This is a genomic window from Microcoleus sp. N9_A2 (assembly GCF_036701775.1).
GTDB lineage: Bacteria > Cyanobacteriota > Cyanobacteriia > Cyanobacteriales > Microcoleaceae > Microcoleus.
Genome location: NZ_JAUBRH010000057.1, coordinates 1 through 20,325, shown reverse-complemented (window position 1 = coordinate 20,325; position 20,325 = coordinate 1). Strand labels below are relative to the sequence as shown.

At 45.4% G+C, this 20,325-nt stretch carries 8 protein-coding genes; all 8 read right to left on the bottom strand.

The annotated features are described in order from the left end of the window. Positions 1-6: 6 nt before the first annotated feature. Positions 7-3,951, bottom strand: a complete 3,945-nt coding sequence (locus QUA44_RS24440; RefSeq protein ID WP_333255191.1) for a PAS domain S-box protein — start codon at positions 3,949-3,951, stop codon at positions 7-9. A 411-nt stretch (positions 3,952-4,362) separates the two neighbouring features. Beyond that, the gene (locus tag QUA44_RS24435; protein ID WP_333255193.1) at positions 4,363-4,569 is read right to left on the bottom strand and encodes a hypothetical protein; all 207 of its coding nucleotides are present in this window, start codon (positions 4,567-4,569) and stop codon (positions 4,363-4,365) included. Between the two features lie 96 nt (positions 4,570-4,665). After that, complete coding sequence (locus QUA44_RS24430; protein ID WP_333255195.1) at positions 4,666-7,407, bottom strand: family 10 glycosylhydrolase; 2,742 nt, start codon at positions 7,405-7,407, stop codon at positions 4,666-4,668. A gap of 181 nt (positions 7,408-7,588) precedes the next feature. Beyond that, positions 7,589-7,771: a hypothetical protein gene (locus QUA44_RS24425; RefSeq protein WP_333255197.1), complete on the bottom strand. Its 183-nt coding sequence runs from the start codon at positions 7,769-7,771 to the stop codon at positions 7,589-7,591. A 176-nt stretch (positions 7,772-7,947) separates the two neighbouring features. Next, entirely contained in the window at positions 7,948-10,698 is a 2,751-nt protein-coding gene (locus tag QUA44_RS24420; protein WP_333255199.1) for a DEAD/DEAH box helicase, read from the bottom strand. A 692-nt stretch (positions 10,699-11,390) separates the two neighbouring features. Further along, positions 11,391-13,253, bottom strand: coding sequence for a phosphodiester glycosidase family protein (locus QUA44_RS24415; protein ID WP_333255201.1), 1,863 nt, complete (start codon positions 13,251-13,253; stop codon positions 11,391-11,393). A 678-nt stretch (positions 13,254-13,931) separates the two neighbouring features. Next, the gene (locus QUA44_RS24410; protein ID WP_333255203.1) at positions 13,932-19,409 is read right to left on the bottom strand and encodes an AAA family ATPase; all 5,478 of its coding nucleotides are present in this window, start codon (positions 19,407-19,409) and stop codon (positions 13,932-13,934) included. A 711-nt stretch (positions 19,410-20,120) separates the two neighbouring features. Continuing rightward, positions 20,121-20,325: hypothetical protein (locus tag QUA44_RS24405; RefSeq protein WP_333255205.1), on the bottom strand; the 205-nt coding region annotated here is incomplete at its 5' end.

Genomic DNA, 20,325 nt, shown 5'->3' with positions numbered 1-20,325 from the left:
GGGTATTTACTGTTTTTTGCTAAGTTCGATTATGTTCAAAATTCTGTCATATTCAAAATTATTAATGCAATCTTGAAGCTTGCCCGCAAGAGAGGGATTGACAGTGCCGATTTGGGCGATCGCAACTTCGATCGCCTCCATGTCCACACTCAAAATATTTTGCTTGAATTGGGCCATCCAGTCTGGAGAAAGAGAAGCAAAGGCCTCTGGTGTCAGCACCTCCTGACTTGACTCCTCTACACCTGTGGCACTTACGGCGCTTGGAGCTTCATAAATATAGCGTACTCCTAAATGTTTTCCCATTGCCACAAAGATATCCTCCTCTCGGAACGGTTTCCGCATAAAATCATCGCAACCCGCCGAAAGAATCACCGCCCGTTCTTCCTCCAAAACGCTAGCAGTTAGGGCCACAATCGCCGTTGCTTGCCCGCCAGTTGTAGTTTTAATCTGTTTCGTTGCTTCATAGCCGTCCATCACGGGCATTCTCATGTCCATCCAAATCAGATGCGGTTCCCACTCCATAAAAATATCAACCGCTTCTTGACCATTATTCGCTTCTCTCAACTCAAATCCGAGTGGACTGAGAAGTTTTACTAACAGTTGGCGGTTCAAAGGTTTGTCGTCCACAATTAGCAAGCGATAACTCGGTTGATTTGGTTCCAAGGCAACAACTCGACGTTGAGTTTTTTTGCTTTCAATATCAGCAGCTTCAACTAGATGAACTTGGATGTCAAACTGAAATACTGCACCCTTTCCGATCTCGCTGCTAACAGTAAATTCACCTCCCATTAATTGCACGAATTGGCGGCTAATAGCTAAACCTAAACCCGTTCCTTCCTGAGAATCTTTACCTGTTTTCGTCTGCACGAATGCTTCAAACAACTGATGGATTTCTTCAGCAGCAATGCCTGCACCAGTATCTTGAACTTCAAAATGTAGCCAGTAGCGGCCGGGCAATTGGTCAGTGCTGTTTTTATGTATGTTCCGCTTTCCTCCTTTGACTTGCACCGACACTCCCCCTTCTGAAGTAAATTTAATTGCATTATTGAGCAAATTAATTAAGACTTGCCGCAATTTAACTTCATCAGTACAAATGTAATGGGGAACTTCGGCGTCTCTGTCGAAGATCAATTGCAAACCTTTTTGCTCAGCTTTGAGAGCAAACATATCTTCTAAATCGTCGATTAGTTGGTATAAATCGAAGCTTTTTTCATTAATCGTCGTGCGTCCAGCTTCGATTTTTGACAAGTCTAAAACTTGGTTAATTAAAGCCAGTAAATGTTCGCCACTCCGCAGGATAATTCCGACATCTTCTTGATTTTCCTGAGACAACGTTTTACTGCGGATCATGACTTGAGCAAAGCCGATGACTGCGTTCAGGGGCGATCGCAATTCGTGGCTCATATTGGCGAGAAAGGTACTCTTCGCTTTGTTTGCTGCTTCGGCCGCTTCTTTCGCCTGCTGCATTTTGATTTCCGCTTGTTTGTGATCAGTAATGTCTTTAATAAAACCTTCGTAGTAAAGTAGATTTCCTGCTTCATCGCAGACAGCGCGACAATTTTCCGAAATCCAGATTATGCTGCCATCTTTGCGGTAAATTTCCGATTCAAAGTTTGATAGTATCCCGTACTCGTTCATCAGCGCTGCAAATTCGTCGCGGCGGTTTGGTTTTACGTAAAGCTGGTTATGGAAATTCGGCTGTGCTGCTATTAAATCTGCTGGCGAGTCGTAACCGTAGATGTTAGCTAAAGCGGGGTTAGCGCTGATGTATTTCCCGTCAGCAGCAGTCTGAAAAATGCCGTTTAAAGCGTTTTCATAAATGTTGCGATACTTTTCTTCTGCTTCCCGGAGGGCTGTTTCTGCTTTTTGGCGCTCGGTAATATCGCTAGAAATCGACAAAAAACAAGCTTCTCCGTCAATATCGATGGTTTCTATCGACAGCAGGGCGGTTCTTTCTGTACCATTTTTATTGCGAAACCTCAGCTCATAATTGTGAATTGCCGTCTTATTTTTTAACATTTGAATCATGCGATCGCGCTCTCCCAAACTCGCCCAAAAATTGAGCTCTACCGCTGTTTTTCCAATAATTTCTTGGTGACTGTACCCCATCATCCGACAAAAGCTCTCATTGGCTTCTATGTGGCGACCATCGCTGATTCTAGTCAGGGTAATTGCATTAGGACTTAAACGAAAAGCTTTAGAAAACTTTTCTTTTGCCTTGGCAAGATCTGCGGTACGTTCTGCAACTTGCACTGCTAAAATGTCGTTGTATTCCTTTAATACTTTCTCCGCTAGTTTGCGTTCTGTAATATCTTGAAAAGCGCACATCCCGTAGATAATATTTCCTTGAGCGTCATAAATAGGAGTTCCCCAAACTTGCAGGGGAACAGTTTTGTCAGTCGAGGAGATTTCAATGTCATCAACAGTTACACTTTTGCCCTGGAAAGCATTTAAAATTGGGTCGCGCTCCGCCGGGTAAATTTCCTGAGTGCTAGCTAAATAAACTCGGTAGGATTTTCGCAAATTTTCCGAATTTGCTGCTATAATTCCTTGACCTAAAAGTTGCTCTCCTGTCGGATTAATGTAGTGAGGTTGACCGTTTGGCTCGGCAATAAAAATGCCGAGCGGTACTGCATTTAGAAATTGTTTGACTCGGTTTTCGTTTTCCGAGATCGAAGTAAATGAGTGCTGCAATTGCTCTGCCATGCTGTTAAAAGCAGCCGCAAGTTCTCCGAGTTCATCTTCCCGATTCAGAGCGAGCTTTGTATCCCATTCATTCTTGGCTAAAGCTTTCGCCGCTGCATTTAATTGTAAAATCGGCCGCACCACCCATTTAGCAGTAATAATTCCCAGAATTGTCGCCCCGATCAAAGCTGCAACTGACAGCAAAACAGTCGTGCGGGTATTGGCATTAATTTGCTCCATAAAGTCGGACTCTGGCACAACTACCACAATCAGCCAATCCAACCCCCGATCGTCTTTAAAAGGAGTTACCTCCATAAAATTGCGCTTCCCGTCAATATCAAAAGTAAGTTGTTGAGAATTATTGATTTTAGCTAAGCTTTCGTAGGATTTATCTAAATATTGTGCAGTTTGACGAATTACGGTATTTTTGCTTTCTGAAGCTTTGATGCGTTTTGCTTCTTTACCTTCCACTGCGAATTCTTGGCCCGCTGTAGAAGTGGCAATTAACATCCCCGATCGCTCCATCACAAAAGTTTGCCCAGATTTACCAATTTTGAGGCTGACGAGAAATTCTTTGATTTTGGAAAATAGCAAATCGCTGCCAGCTATTCCTAACAGTTTTCCAGCGTCGTTGTAGATAGGCATAGCAGCAGTAATTGCTAGCTCTCTTGTTAAAAAGTCTGTATAAATTGGAGTCCAGATCGTTTTTTTTGCTAGCGCCGCTGCTATGTACCAGGGACGAATTCGCGGGTCGTAAATATTGGTGGATATTTCTACTAATTTAACGCGGCTTCCTTGAGAGTCACCAGTATATCGACCTAATTTATTGCCAGTAGATTGGTCAGCAGCAGAGATGAGAATCCGATTTTTAGTGCGGATTGCTCCCGAGTGTTCTCCATTTTCTGTGGCTACGTAAATGATGCTGATTGTATCAAAATATTGAATTTGTTCGAGGAAATGAAGTTCTAGTTTTTGTTTGTCTTCAAGGTTCAACTGCCCCAATTTTATGCCTTGAACATTGAGGTGATTGACAATGTGGGGAATTGACATATAGTTTTCCATGCGGTCTTTGATGCGATCGCTAATTTCTCCTCGCAACTGAGCGGCAACATCGTTGACTGCCCGCTGACCGTTTTGGAAAGATAGCCAACCTACAACTCCTACTGTGCCGACAATTTGCACTAAAAAAGGAATTACTAGCACCGTTTGTAATGGAGCTTTGCCGATAAATTTTGTAGCCAAACGATTGAGGGGTTTAGGAAACATATTTATCCTAAGAGGAATTGGGAATTGGGCATTGGGAATTGGGCATTGGTAACTGTTGGAAGTTTTGAGTGTAAATTATGTTCCCTTTGCCCTTCCTTTTCTCCTGATGCTGTAGTTTACTGACGACAGTACCGTGGAGCAATTTAAATCAAAATAGCGTATTTCTAATCAGAGTTTTTTCGTAACTACTGATACAGATCGTTGGGCGCGATCGACCTAAGTCGAAATCATCTGATTTATTGCACCATTCTCGATAAGTCTGGGACGGGTGGGCTAGAAGAGCAACGACCCACAATATCACACTCACTCTTGGCTTCACAGGCAAGATGCCTGTTCCACAACAACTACATTTTCTTGTGGGGTGGGCATCCTGCCCGCCCAGATCAGGGTTATTGAGAATAGTGTAACATCTCAGTTTAAACAAAAAGTAGCTAACAATAACTCCCCCAAAAAATCTGTATTTATATCAATTCCGGTAGCATCGGAATAGTAAAATTCAGTCAACAGCGCTGCCATGAGCGAAGCCGAAGGGTCAACAATCACAGATGGTGCAATTAACCGAAATCCATCTAATTCATCTGCGTTAATTTGTGTTAATCTGCCTGTATCTGCGGTCAAACAAGAGAATTTTTTCACCGCAGATGACAAGGGATTGACGCTGATTCACGCAGATAAAGAGAATAGAGATAGGAATAATTCCGATGCTAACAGATATTACCTGCGATTCAACTCCATCCTTTCGCCGTAACGTAACAGCATATCCAAACTCTCCAAACGATTTTGCCAAGTTTGAACTTGATAGCTATTTTCAGCAGAATGCAAGCGCATCGAAGATTGAAATTGAGATTGAAAACTCCTTAACAATCTTTTAGTATTTGCTAAACTTTCCGTTGAAGGATTGGCCGCCAATTTGCTCAAAGCTTGCGCCAATTCATCCGATCGACTTTGCAAAACTTTCAGTTCAGATTCCGACATCCGCAACTGATTGTTAGCCAACAAAAAACTCCATTCCTGCTTGAGAGCAGTATACCGCGAAGCCGCCGCCGCAAACGGCTGTCGGTAAGGAATCGGCTCCGCAGCAGAAGTGGAACGCACTGGCGAGCCTTGAGTGCGGTTAAAAAACCCCTGCATCCCGCTGCTGATACTTTCCACGGCAAAAATAGCATAGCCCCCTGTCGGCAAATCGCGCAAAGCTTGAATTTGGTCGATCGCCACAACTTCCGGGAGAGTCAACAACTTAACCGACGGAGAAATCAAAGCCGAACCGAGCATTTGTTCCTTTAGCAACGGTTCGGTGATGCGCTGAAGTCGGTTCGTATCCAAAGCATAAGTCATCGGCACAATCAAATCTACAATGCCTTGACGAGCCCAAACTTCCCAATTTTGCTGAATTTTGTAAATCCGCTGACTTTCCGGGTGCGGAAACACCGCCACCGACAGAATTGTGCGCGGATAATTCTGCCGCAAAAGCTGAGAAACTTCAGCGACAAAAGTATTAATTTGATTAGTTTTAAACTCAACCCACTGCCGCCACAAACTGCCGTCCCTGGGGGAAATATTCACCGGATCTGCACCAGTTAACTGCCTAAATTGCTGCCTCGCAGCAATACCGTAACCGTAAGTAAAATTCGCATTATCATCTTGAAAAGGATAGCGAATATAGTCTAATTGCACCCCATCTACTTTGTAGTTATTAGCAATTTCGCTGACAATTCGTAGCAAATAATTACGCGCTTCCGGGTTCGCAGGATCGATATAAAATTTACCATCGTTAGGATTTTGTATGCGTCCTTTGTTGTCAATATTTGCCCACTGTGGATGAGCGGAAAGCACCGGGCCTGAATAAGAACTAGGTTGGCCAACTAAAGTATTGTGGCGCTTATTTCCTGTGGCAAAAATCCAAACCCAAGCGTGCAGTTCCATGCCTCGCTCGTGAGCTAATTTAACCGCAGATGCCAGTGGATCCCAGCCAACTGTTAGGGGATTTTGGTGCGGTGCAACTTGACTGGGATAAATCGGATATCCGGCATTCAAAGTTTCAAAGAAAACGGTATTGATACCGGCGGCTGCGAGTCGATCGAACACTGCAGCCAAACCTTGTTCAGATCGTGCTGCGACGATCGTACCGCGATCGAGCCAAACCGCCCGAATTTCCGCCCCAACGCGCTGTCCTTCCTTCGGGTAATTTTGCCACAGCAACTGCCGCGCTTCCACCCACTGCTTTCTAGCCTCCGCGTAGTTTTGCTCTTGCAGGAGTTGGTCAAAAGTTTGCAAAACCTGCCGTGCTTGGGCGATCGCCCCCTTCCTGAGCGCTTGCATAACAGGGGGGCGGCTGGCTGCCGGGCCGCCTCCGCCCTGTTCTGCAGCCACCAGTTGAGGGGAGGTAGCAGCATTGAGATTGATGGCGGTATTGGCTGAATTAGATGCTGTCAGGGCGCTTTCAAACCGGCCGAGGAGGTTAGTGAGTTCTTGGCGCATCAAGTACGCTTCAATGCTGACGATCGGCTTATTGGAATTTGCCTGCACGTCCAAACCAGGCTGCGCCGACTGATCCGAAGGGTCTGTAAAAGTTGCAGGTACTGAATCGGGAAGCGATGGAGATGGAGAAAGTCGGCTCAGCGGGGTACTACGCGGCGAAATAGGGCTATTGCTAGTGACTCTGGAGGGGGGAGTTGGCAGTGGGGTCGCAGCAGCAGTAGGCGGCACTACAGGCCCAGAAGCGATTGTGCCTCCCCAGCGGGCGATCGAGGCTTGCAGCCAAGCCTTATCTACATTTGCCGAACCGTCGCTACCCCAGCGCCAGCCGAGATAGGTAGCGCGATCCGTGGCGATGGCTGCGGAGGAACCGGAACTATCTTTCCAAGTAGCAATAGTTTGACTGTTTGCATCAGCAGGAATCAAGACACCGCCTTGGACTGAGGCATTTTTTTGTTCTGGTGGCACCCAACTGCTAGAAGTAGTGCAAGCCAGATCCCGACAGCGGTTGCGCGGTTGCGGGCTCGCCGGCTGGGTTAACGGAAAAGCCCAATAGGCCCCTAGGAGCGATCGTAAAGATTGGCGCACCAAGGCCGGCGAACTGCGGCCGACTGGGCCCGAAGCAATCAAGCGGCCGCCCTGGGAGGCCCAAGCTTCTAAAACTTTAATTTGTGCCGGAGTCAAAGTTTCAATATTGGGCAAAAACAGCACGTTTACGCCTGCTAAATCCGCCACATTTTTGATTTCTTCGAGATTGATTGGTTTGTAAGCAATGCCGCTTTCCCAGAGGCGCGTGGTAATCTTCACCCAATCGGGAGAATTCTCGGAACTGCGAACAACGCCCAGAACTACTTCTGCGAAACTCGGAGAGGGAAATATGATGAAGAGATTGAGTAATGTACTCGCTAGAGTTCCAATTAATACTTTTTGTAAGAAAGTGAAAAAGCGAATTTTTTGAACCTGGGAGCAGGCTTCATTCATTCGAGCGATTTGTTTAATTTGTTGCATTGACACGATAATTATCCACCACACCGCTATATAAAATTTCAATAACAATTTCGAGCTATCGATCCGCACCATACAATTTTTTATCCTGTTCTGCAACCTGAATCAGGAAAATATGCGATCTATCGATTTTAGATTTTGGATTTTGGATTTTAGATTAAAATCTGGGTGTATTCCTCATGAGTGTTGACTGTTGGCTGTTGACTGTTGACTGTTGACTGTTGACTGTTGACTGTTTGGACATTTGAACAATACCGATGCAACTCACATCTTGCACCATTCTCAAGAACGGGCAAGATGCCCGTTCCACAAAAGATAATTTTTCTTGTGGAACAGGCATCTTGCCTGTTCCTAAAAGGCTAATTGAGAATGGTGCAACATATGAGATGCAACCGAAAACAATTTTAGATTAAAACCTGGGTGCATTTGGGTTGAAAAACCAAAAATACAATTTAGATGCCGCACAGCTTACAGCCAAATGTCAACAGCCAACAGCCAACAGTCAACAGTCAACAGTCAACTATTTTCTGGCGTTGCAGCTTCATTCACCGGGAATCGATCGATCAACTGCATCGCCCGAAAAGCATTCCTCCGCAAAGAATCCGAAACATGAGGAACATGAGGAATCTGAGACAAGAAATCCAAAGTCCGGCGCAAAATCCGCACCACATCCCCTTCATCCAAACTCGTATGGCTAATCAGTTCCAGCCATTCCACACCCAGAGCCCACTGTTCCACCAAAGTCACTAAATCCCGTTCCAGCCAAATTGGGATCGCAGCTTCGTGGCGGTACTGCACTTGAAACAATCGGCGCCGCAAGCCTTTTTGCAGGTTGTCCAAAGGTGCCAAAACTTCTGGCGACAGCGAGTAGTGAGTCCAACTGTCGGGCCTGGAAACTTCTGTAACTAAGGCCGCGCAAGCAGCAGCGAGGTGGTGGGGGTCGAGTTCGTCAAACTCGGCAGACATCAGGGACAAACCCAGCCACAGTTCGTTATCGCCGCGAATGGCGGCGCAAGCTTGGCCTAAGATTGTGGGTACCAACCTGTCGGAGGAGTCATCTCGGTTTACATTTGCCGAAACTACTCTTTCCAAACAGCCAAAATTTAGCAAGATGTCGATTAAGTTGAGAAATTGCTCCCAGTAGCGAGCTCGCTGCTTTTCTAAGTCTTGTTCGCTTTTGCGGATTTCTTTTTTGAATTCCTCCCGGCGGCGCTGGCGTTTGAGCAAAGTACCGGGATTGCCCCATTCTAGAACCGGGTGAGTTTCTAGTTTAGCTTCTACGGCTGCGATTTTTTGCTGTTGCTCGATCGCCTCTGGGCTCGGTTCCGGTACGGGCAATTCTGGGATCGATTTGGCAATTGAAGCAGTTTCTTCAGTTCCCAAGCGGCACTGGCCGAGTCTCAGGGGCATTTCCGACGGCGGGTTCAAGGTATCTGCAACGCTCAAGCGGGGTAATTCGGCGTGCAGGGTAGCGACATCGCTAATGGCGACGATATACCAGCGGTTATCTTTGCCCAAGCACACCAAATTTGGTGCTTGGCCGGAACCTGCGATTTTGGCAACTAATACGGCGGGCACGGGAGTTGTGTGCGATCGTTTTGCTGTCGGAACGTGCTTGCCCTTGAGACTCAGAACCGTTCCGAGCACTGCAAAAGCCACAGCTACGGACATCTCCTTAAATCTGGCTTCTTCAGCTTGCTGCAATAGAGTTTTCAGCAAACGTTTATCTTCTTTGAGCCTTCCCTGCAATTTTTCGTAATGGGCGAGGTGTTTTTCCATGGTAGAGACATTACCTCCGGCCGCCAGGGACTCTTCAAGCACCGCCAATTCTGTTTGCAATCGGTCTAATTCTGATTGCTGCGGCTGCAAGTACAAGGTTGACAGGTATTGACCAAAACTCCGCTCTACCAACTCTTGAGCTTGATCGATAGTGTGAGTTTGCAGCAAATTCAGCACCATGCCGTAGCTGGGTGTAAATTGACTGGCGAGGGGGTCGGCTTTGGCAGTGGCCAAATAGGAGGCTTCTTTTGCGCCTTCAAAGCGCGTCTGAACTGCGACGACGTGCCCCAGCTTGTCCATGCCCCGGCGACCCGCCCGACCGGCCATTTGCAGGAATTCTGAAGCGTTTAGCAGTCGGTGTCCCTTGTCGGTGCGCTTGGACAAGGTGGAAATGACTGTGGTGCGGGCGGGCATATTAATCCCGGCTGCTAGGGTTTCGGTGGCAAATACGACTTTAATCAAACCTCTGCCAAAGAGTTCTTCTACTAAGCCTTTCCAAGCGGGTAAAATGCCTGCGTGGTGGGCTGCGATGCCTTTTAAAAGTGCTTCTTTTTGACCTAAGCGTTCTGCTTCTGGGTTTCGCTGTAAAAAATCGTCAATGATGCGTTTGAGTTCGGCTGTTTCGGCTTCGTTAACCAGGGAGAAATTGCCGACTTCTGCGACTGCTTGGTCGCACCCGCGACGGCTGAAGATGAAGTAAATTGCTGGTAGCATATCTCGATCGTCCAACCGGGACAAAACTTCGGTCAAACTCGGAGTGGGGATGCTACCTCTTTCTACTTTTTGCCCCTTCTTTTTGGGGATTAACCGCAGATTAGCTCTTTTGCCAGTCTCGTCTAGCAGGGGAAATATCCCTTTTTGATTGGCGAAGTGAAATTGCAGCGGCACTGGCCGAAAGTCTGAGTAGACGAGCTCTGTGGGCCCGTGGACTTTGTTAATCCAGTCTGTGAGTTGCCCGCTATTGGCAACGGTTGCTGAGAGGGCGAGCAGTTGAATTTCGCCGGAACAGTAGATGATGGATTCTTCCCAGACGGTACCGCGCTGGCGATCGTTCATGTAGTGACACTCGTCAAGCACCACGGTTTCGACTCCGGTGAGGGAAGTACCGACTGCTCCGATCGGCGTACCGTAGAGCATATTCCGAAATATTTCGGTAGTCATCACCAAAATCGGGGCATCTCGATTGAAGGAGATGTCACCCGTCAGCAAACCTACGTTGTCGTCTCCAAATTGACTGCGGAAGTCGCGCAGCTTTTGGTTGGAGAGAGCTTTGAGGGGAGTGGTGTAGAAGACGCGCCGCCCCCTGGAGAGTGCTTGATGGATGGCGTATTCCCCGATTAACGTTTTCCCTGAGCCTGTGGGAGCGCACACGACAACGGATTTACCTGCATCGAGGGCGGCGATCGCCTCTCTCTGAAAGTTATCTAGCTCGAAGGGAAATATGGTCTTCAGATCCAGCTCTGGGCGGTTCTGGGCAGTGTCTGGCACAAGGATTATTATAAGGTTGCAGGGTAAGTATGCTTAAATCTTGCTGAAAGCAAGTCAGCAGAGGACTGTATTGATTTTAGACCAACGCCCGCAAATCGGCTATGAAGTCATTAGTCATTAGTCATTAGTCATTAGTCATTAGTAACAATTACCAGTTACCAGTTACCAGTTACCAATGCCCCATGCCCCATTCCCCATTCCCCATTCCCCATTCCTCAAGTTTCGTTGTCTATGATTCCTGTTATTTCGACTATTCCTGTGATGCAGCTTGCTTCGGGCGATCGGCTTTTGCTACAAGTCTATCAGTTTTAAGGTGCTGTTCCCGGCAACAAGGCTGATTTAGAGTCTGGCCGAGCGATGCTCTGCAAAAATCCAATCTGGCGATCGTATTTGTTTGTAGTCAGGACTTCATTTTTTTATTACCTCAGCTTTAAGAACTTTAGTTTAGTGCTGACTACAAATCTAGTAATAACCAGAGGTTTCAAATAAATTTGAGGGAGATTGCGAATTGTTGGGGGGCGGGCTTATTTAGATTAGACATCTTGCATTCCCAAGCTTTCCGATCCTTCAATTATCTGCGTTAATCTGTGTTTATCTGCCTGACATCTGCGGTTTCTAGATCGATCGAAGACTTATGCAATCTTATCGCTCAACATAGATTAGGGTGAACCCGCCCCGACAATTAGATCAATCTAAGGTTGAATGAAAATGCCGATCGCATTGTGGACTCTCGCAGCAGTAGACGGCGGGCGATCGAGCAAACTCCCTCCCAAATACAAACTCGTCGAACTTCCCCCATCCAAATTTAAAGCCTCCACAGCACCCATTTGCTGCAATATCTGCGCCAGTTCCGCAAAATTTGGGCCCGCCCCGCCCGCGCGATTGTGCACCGCTACAATCAGCAAATTCCCCGCAGCAGTTCGCCCGATCGCACTCCGAATCGCCGTCTGTCGAACATAGGCATCGCTAAACCCTTCCGCCTTAGCATCCAAAACAACTCGACTGTTTTGTACCAACACCGGCCCGCCGCCTAGAATGTAAGGAAAACGGTTAAAATCTGCCGGAATTGTGTTAGTTTCCAAACGCAATAAAGTGCCAGCAGTTAATTGAGAAGCAGGGGAAAAATTGGAACGCCAAGCCAAAACATAACCGTTTGCTGGAATCGGGAAATTTGCTGTTCCCTGCGCGCCTCCGGGAGATTGGCTGACAACTTTATCGCCCGCAACTGTCACAACTATTTCATTATCGGAAAACGGAATATAAGTTTTTCCCCAATCGGGATTGTAGCGGCAGATTCCTGATGTCACGTAGGCACTATTTAACTGTGAAACAGACAAACGTTGATTTGCAGGAGTTATCAAAGTTTCTTGCAAAGTCAAACGATCGATCGCAAATTCGCCCCGATCGTTCCAAGCGATCGCCCCCCGATTCAAAATTGGCCCGGAAAGCCATTTATTTTCCCGCCGAATCGCGCCTAAAGCTAATCGATTGATGCGATTGAAAAATCCGGCATTAATTGCAGCCGCAGTTCCCGAAAGTTCTGCTGTTTGCAATAGAGGTGCAGTACCTTGATCTGTCGGCGGATTGCTCAAAAGCGGTCTAATTTTGACACCGGATTGGCGGGGATTAATTTCTAACCCAACTACGGGAAAACGAGCGGTTCCTAAATTTTGATATTGCTGCCGCCACCGCACGCCCGGAGCCCAAAGAATGTTTTTTTCTACTAGGGAATCCGGGCGAATGTCGATTACTAATCTATTGGGATTTCCTAAACTGAAAACTTGTGGCCGCCAACCTAATGGAATTTGTACCTTGACTTTGGTTTGATTCCCCGCAGGTTCGATTTTTAACGATCGCACTTGTGGGCTGGTTGCAAAAGCGCGATCGATCGAAGTGCGATCGATCTTAGCATCGATCGCGATCGACCATTCTTGAGTGGCGATCGGCGCAGAGGGCGCTAGCGGCTGCGAGAGCGCCGGTTTAGTCGGGTCGTCTGGTGTTTGGAGGTTTCGGGCTGGGGGCGCTGTCTGCTGCGGGATAGCAGGCTTTGTGGGGTCGTCGGGAGTGTCTCGCGGTGGGGTTGTTGGGGACGGGCTCGGCGTATCGACGAAGTTGACTTGCCACGGGGCGGGGCGATCGATCTCGATCACTGTGCGATCGCCCCATTCTCTCGCTGCTTGCCGAATGCCGGTAATATTCGCAGTTGGAGAAGTAATTTTTAGAACATTGCCCTCTGCAGATATCTGCCAGCCTGCAAGTTTAGCAAAATCTGTAACATCCAAGTAACGATACGGGCCTGTTGCCCTGGCTGTCAAACTTTTAGCATCGGTGAAAGATACCGAAAACCACTGCACCGGTTGTTTATTACTGTCGGCGGTGTTGAGCAAATCCACTCCCGCACTCTGCATCAAGCCAACATCAGCAATCCAAGTTCGGAAATTTGCCGAAGTGCTGTTTGTTGGCTGCACAGTCCAAGCTAAGGGCAGAATCCGGCCGTTGAGAGACACTTGGCGACCTTGTTTAATTCTGGCAACTGGCGGTACAGATTGAGCCAAATTGACCTCCGTTAATTCACGATTCAGGAACAAGGAAGAGGGCAATAAATTGTGTAATGGATTGGAGGAAAAACTAGAAGTTCTCCCACTCGAAGCCTCTTGCGCTCTTCCGGGTTGATTCCAAAGCAAAGACTGGGCGATCCCCAGTACAGGTAATATCGAGACTGACAATATTGAACGCCAATAAGACAAATTACATTTCATATCAAATCCTCTCTTCATCGGAATAGTAAATTCACTGTTGACTGTTGACTGTTGACTGTTGACTGTTGACTGTTGACTGTTAACATCATAAAGAGTGCAACCGGAATTGATATCACAACTTATAACTCAATACAATTTACTTAAGACGATCTCCCAGGCACACCTCTTAAAAAGGGGGGAACAAGAATCCCCTCAAAGTCCCCCTTCTTAAGGGGGATTTAGGGGGATCTCCGGGGCATAATGTTAAGTGAACCGTATTGACTTACAACTCACAATTTCAATCCTAAACGAATATAGCAATCGTAAATCATTTGTGAATTTCTTACTCCCTCTCCTTAGCAAGGGGAGGGTTGGGGCAGGGTAAAAAGTTTACGAGTCATTTAGGATTGCTATAGGTATCTAGAAACCCGGAATATCCCTATATTTCTTCTTACCTAAACGGCGCTAATTGCGTTAAATTCTAGCACGAACTGCTCATACCGGAATAGAAATCACAAACTCCGAACCCTGCCCCAATGAGGAATTAACGAGTAATATACCTCCATGTTTTTCCACAACAATGTGGTTGGCGATCGACAATCCCAATCCAGTTCCTTGACCCACAGCCTTAGTTGTAAATAAATGGTTAAAGATGTTTTCCTTGACTTCCTTCGACATCCCCACTCCATTATCCTTAATCCGAATCAAAACCTGATTTTTATCTTCGCTCAGAGCAGTTTGAACCGTGATTTGATTAGGTAGGACTTTAATTTCACTAAAACTGCGCCCCTTATTTGACTCCTCCAGAGCGTCAATGGCATTAGCCAGCACATTCATAAATACCTGGTTCAACTGTCCGGGAAAGCATTTTACTAGGGGCAAGTTACCATACTCTTTCACAACTTCAATAGCAGGGCGAAACTCGCTCGCTTTTAAACGGTGCTTGAGAATCAGCAGAGTGCTTTCGAGTCCGTCGTGAATATTGAAAGAAACTGGTCGATCGCTATCCGCCCTCGAAAACGTTCTCAAACTCGTACTGATATTGCGAATGCGATCGACTCCCTCATTCATTGAGCTAATCAATTTCGGCAAATCTTCTCGCAAATACTCCAAGTCCATCTCCTCAATTTCTGATTCAATTTCCACTCCCGGATCGGGAAATTTTTCTTGATACAAGTCAATCAAGTGGAATAAATCCCCCACGTATTCTTGAGCGGGTTGCAAATTGCCAGCGATAAAGCCTACGGGATTGTTAATTTCGTGGGCTACCCCTGCGACTAAATTTCCGAGAGCAGACATCTTCTCACCCTGCACCAATTGCAGTTGCATCTGTTGAAGATTGTGGATAGAGGACTCTAGTTTTTGGGCATAATCCTGAGATTGTTGATACAATTGGGCGTTTTGTAAGGAAATTGCAGCTTGGGAGCAGAGGATGTTGAGGATGGCGACGCGATCGCGCGTGAATACTCCTGTTGCTAGATTATTTTCCAGATACAAAATCCCCATCATCTTGCCTTGATAAAGGATGGGAGTGCAGAGGATACTCTTAGATTGCTGTTGGATAATGTAGGGGTCAGATGCAAATCTTGGTTGAGTGCTACCATTATCAAAAACTAGGGTTTCTTTTGTACGTTTGACGTAGTTGATTAGGGTTAGAGGAATTACTTCGCTCTCCTCAACCGGAATAGATTGCAGAAGGCAGTCTTGACGATTTGTGCAGTGGACATTTATCTTCCAGTTTCCCTCTTCATTCAAAATTAATGCTCCGGTTTGTGCTCCGGCATTCTTCACCACCACTTGCATCAGGGTAGTGAGCAATTGATCGAGTTTAATTTCGCTAGATAAAGCTTGAGAAGCTTTGATAACTGTCGGCAAATCTACTAATTCCGAACTGCAGCTAGTGGTACCGATAAGTGTTCTATTCGTGTTAGATAGGGATGATTCACTATTGCTGGAGGTATGAATTGTTTCGCTTGGATACTGGCGACTTCGCTCCTGTTGCAGGATCGGAGCAAGCAATTTGGGATAGCGCTGTTCTAGATAATCAATCTTTGCTTTTGCTCCCCAACGAGCGTAGGCATAGTAAGCATCAATTAAATAGGGTTTTGCCAGTTTTTCTTTCCCCCATTCCAAATAAAATTTGGCGGCGAGTTCGTGGGCTAGAGCTTCTTCGTTGATGTACTCGTTTTCTTGGGCGAGGGCGATCGCCTTGTCATACATTTCGATCGCCTCTACTTTTTGGTTTAAAACCCGATGCCGTTCTGCCTCCACTAGATAGAATTTGTGCAGATAATTCATTGGGGCATGATACGCCCATTTCTGCATTTTTTCTTGATTAGCTTGTACTCTGTCAAGAATACCCTGTTGCTCTGACTGTGGAGTATCCAAATACACCGCTAACCTCACTAGAGAATCGTATAAATGGAAGATAGGAACAGCAGGTAATCCTATCACTGCGTCTAAATAATTTTCTACTAAAGCAATATTTTCCATCGCTTTTAAGTAATTTTCAAACCAGTAACTAAGTAAAACTTTGTTCCAATATATGTAAGCAACACCCAATCTGTCGTTTGCTTGCTGGTGCAATGGTAACGTAATTTGCTCGTCGCAGGCTTCACCCTTTAAAATGTAGGAACTTTCACTTTTGCCGAGCATATTTAATGTCGCCTGCCAATAGGTTTCTATATAATGAAGCGGTGTTTCTTGCTTGATTTTATCAACAGCATCTCTGTAAGTTGCCATTTCTCTTTCAAGGATAGTCAGTTCTTTACCACTCAAGTAACTGAAACACGAGTACATTAGTAGACCATAGCCAGCAAACTCTAAATCACCTGTCTCCAGTCCGCTAGAGTAAACTGACAGTAAAGGTTCTAAGGTTTCTCTCAGATGATCTTTCCAAGGTCGGATAAATATATTTACTATGAGGAGTGTCTTGGCTTTAATTTCTTGAGCATTTAACTTTGACACTAGAGTTAAAGCCAATTGACCGAACTGATAACCTGAATCAATATCTCCTACAACTCCGCAAAGTAGAAGACCATAATTGGCATAAGCAAAGGGAGACACGGAAGCATTACCATATTGAACGGATAAATCTACTTGTTTGCACACCGTCAAGGGCACCAGTGCTGGGGCTGCTATATATGCAGGAGCAAAGATAATTGATAAAAGTCTTATGGCTGCTAGTTTATAGGGATTACTCATTTGAGGCAGGTCAATTAAATCCTCAATTCGCTTCCCGTTCAAAATTGATGCAGTTGCCCCTAGTGCCTGCTCAATATCTGACGGCTTCACTTGAGAAGGAAATTCGACTCCCAACACCTTTAAGACTTGTAGCGTTGTATTAACTGCTTCTAGTAACTTGTTTTGAGCTATATAAGCTTGAATTTGGACTTCGTACACTTTTACTTTGTCCAGCAGCGTTTTGGCGCAGTTTTCCACGACTGATGCTAATTTGTCCATCTGGTCAAAATCACCGCTGAGATATGCCACTTCTGCTGCTTTTGTAGACAATGCCAAGGTTAGTTCGTATTGATTGTACCAACAATTTTCTGTCAGTAATTCCCTACCAATATTGAAATATTCAACCGCTGCAGTATAAGCGGTAGCAGCTTTTGCTTTTTTTCCAGCAACCAGATTCAACCGTGCTAGTTGCTCCCGTTGTGCCTCCTGGGTAATTAGTTCAACTCCCACATTCAAGTGGTTGACAATATCAAAAATTCTTTCTTCTCGTTCCACTTCTTGCGTATTCTTTAACAGCAGTTGACCGATTTTTAAGTGCGTAGATCGCTTTTGCTCTTCAGGAATGAGAGAATAGGCAGCTTGTTGGACGCGATCGTGTAAAAACTTGTATTTGGGTAATTGGTCGTGGGTAATTGGTAATTGGTCAGATTTTTTGCCATTACCGATTACTAATTCGCTATTTCCATCTGTTTGATAAAACTTGTAAACCTCGCTAACAGGTAAAATCAATCCTTCTTGCAGTGCCTTCCATAGAGCTGTTGCGGTTTCTACTGGCGAATTTTCATCAACAATTGCTAACGTCGCCAAATCGAACTGATTGCCAATACAAGCAGCTAACTTTAAAATTTCCTGTGTCCTGGTTGGCAACTTTCGCAACTGAAGTGCCATGAATTCTACTACATCATCCGTTAGTGCCAAGGTTCGCACTAGAGCAATATCGCACTGCCAATACCGAGCTACAAAATTAAATTCAATTAGCCCATCTTCATGCAAAGATTTGAGGAATTGTGTGCTAAAAAATGGATTGCCTAGGGTTTTCTGATAAACGAGTTCTGTCAAAGGCAGAGCTAACGGTGTAGAACAAACTAGAGTATCGGCCACTAAACTATTTACGTCGGCTCGATCGAGGGGAGCTAAGGTAATAGTATTCACCTTGGCTGCGGTTTTTTGAATCTCTGCTAACGTCAGCATCAATGGATGCGCTGGAAATACTTCGTTATCCCGATAAGCTCCTATTAATAAGAGATAGCAGTTATCGGTAGCGCTCATCAGCAGTTGAATTAATTTTAACGATGCTGAGTCTGCCCATTGCAAATCGTCCAAAAAAATCACTAAAGGATGTTCTTTTGTTGTGAATAATTGAATGAATTTTTCCAACAACAAATTAAAGCGATTTTGACCGGCACTGCCAGAAAGTTCTGCGACTGGCGCTTGCTGTCCGATAATCCGTTCTAGTTCGGGAATGACTTCAACGATTACCTGAGCGCTATCGGCCAAAGCTGCCAAAATTTCTAACTTCCACTGCTCAACTTTAGCATCTGTTTCCGATAGCAGTTGTCCCATTAAATCGCGAAAAGCTTGGACAAATGCACTAAAGGGTAGGGTGCGTTGGAATTGGTCGAATTTACCTTTTATAAAGTAGCCTCGCTGTCTGACAATTGGTTTGTGAACTTCGTTGACGACAGCGGTTTTGCCAATGCCGGAGAAACCGGCAACGAGGATCATTTCGGTGCTGCCTTGACTGACGCGCTCGAAGGCCGATAGCAGGGAGAATACTTCGGTCTCTCTACCGTATAATTTTTCGGGGATGATGAAGTGATCGCACAAATCTCGCTCCCCTATGCTAAAGTTAGTCAGCTCCCCTGTCTCTTTCCACTGAGATAAACAAGTTTCCAAATCGTACTTTAGTCCGATCGCACTTTGATAGCGAGCTTCAGCATTCTTCGCCATCAGTTTGCTGACAATCTCAGACAGCACCAATGGAACGTTCTGGTTGACGATTGAGGCTGGGATAGGTTGCTTGGCAAGGTGACAGTGTACCAAATCCATTGCATCGTCTGTTTGAAATGGTAACTTTCCTGTTAGTAATTCGTAGAATGTTACTCCTAGCGAGTAGAAATCTGTGCGGTAATCAATGCCCCGATTCATCCGCCCAGTTTGTTCTGGAGATATGTAGGGTAAAGTGCCTTCGAGGACATTGGGATTGTTGATTTCTTGGGTTTCGCGAGGTAGCAGTGAGGCGATGCTGAAGTCAATCAGCTTGACTTCTTTGCTGGTGGGGTTAATCAGAATGTTGGCGGGTTTGAGGTCTTTATGGATGACGTGGTGGCGATAAAGTCCGTCAAGGGCGTTGGCAATTTGAATTGCAATCGGAAGAAATTCGTTAACGGGCAAGCCTTCTACTGGTTCCTTGCTAGCTTCTACTAGACTAGCGAGGTAGCTACTTAAGGAAATTCCCCCAAAGTCTTCCATCACCAGAGCATAGTGGTTATGGTAAGTCTCCAGACTGTATGCCTTAACACTGCCAGGAATCTCTAAGTTTTTAGCAATGATGTACTGGTTGCGGAAGTGAACGAGTTCATTGAAGCGGGGAAAGTCATTTCGCAGCAGTTTGATCGCGACTGGCTGCCCATTGGAACACCGAAAGCCACGATAAACTAGAGTTCGATTTCCTGAGTATATTTGCTGGTTAATGTGATATCCGAGAAAAAGATTTGTGATATTAGTCATACCTACGTATTCCTACTGCTTTTGTTAAGCCTGAAGCTTCTTAGATTTAATATCTAATATTGTGGCTCTATCTGGCGCAATATTCATTTAATTACATTTTTCTTAACATATTTTTGAGACAGAATTATGAAGCAATAATTTTCTAAGGGAGACTTGAATGTTTTATATAATATTTTTTACAATCTAATTGTAAGCAATTAAAAATAATTGAGAGAAAGCTGGTTTGACGACATCACTTCAGAGAATAGGAGCTTAGGATCGAAAACTTAATAACTTAAACACCTCCTACAGTCTTCTCTCCTGTAAGTTGCTTTCCTCAAAGGAGGCAGAGCCTCCGGATCTGCATTACCAGGCAGAGCCTGGTAACGAGCAAATTTTCATTCCTTAGTTGATAGGCGTGGCATAATTAGGGGATGATTTTTGACATTCTCGTCGCTAAATAGATTGAGATTGTTGATTCAAAAAGGCGGCGCTGGCTTTACCAGATACTCCACAAGATGTCAGAAATCCTGGAAATAGCTTTTATTGATGAGTAACAAAAGTTTGTGGGTAAAAAAAATACAAAGTAGAGTTATGGACAACTGTCAACCTTTTTCGGCAAGACATCTTATGCCAATTTCATAAAGTAGCGCTAGATATTACCCCCCCAACCCCCCCGCGACTTCGGGGGGGCTAAGACTTCATCTGTACCACATCTTTAGAAAAATGGTATTAGCCTGGGTTCTGAGCGATCGCTGACAAGACTTGCGCGCAAACTCTGACTTTGATGGGTGAAATTTTATCAATTTTTTGATAGACTTGATGTTCGCGACCTGAAAGTTGACTCCAAAATAAGACAGATTTCACCAAAAAGCGGGGTCTGAAGCCCCGTCGTTCTACGACGGCTTTTTCTTCTCTTTCAATGTCGTAATTAATT

What these genes read in the sequence shown, in the direction of transcription:
- QUA44_RS24430 (WP_333255195.1), bottom strand. Translation starts at nt 7,407, where the DNA reads ATGAATGAAGCCTGCTCCCAGGTTCAAAAAATTCGCTTTTTCACTTTC.
- QUA44_RS24410 (WP_333255203.1), bottom strand. Translation starts at nt 19,409, where the DNA reads ATGACTAATATCACAAATCTTTTTCTCGGATATCACATTAACCAGCAA.
- QUA44_RS24425 (WP_333255197.1), bottom strand. Translation starts at nt 7,771, where the DNA reads ATGCCTGTTCCACAAGAAAAATTATCTTTTGTGGAACGGGCATCTTGC.
- QUA44_RS24440 (WP_333255191.1), bottom strand. Translation starts at nt 3,951, where the DNA reads ATGTTTCCTAAACCCCTCAATCGTTTGGCTACAAAATTTATCGGCAAA.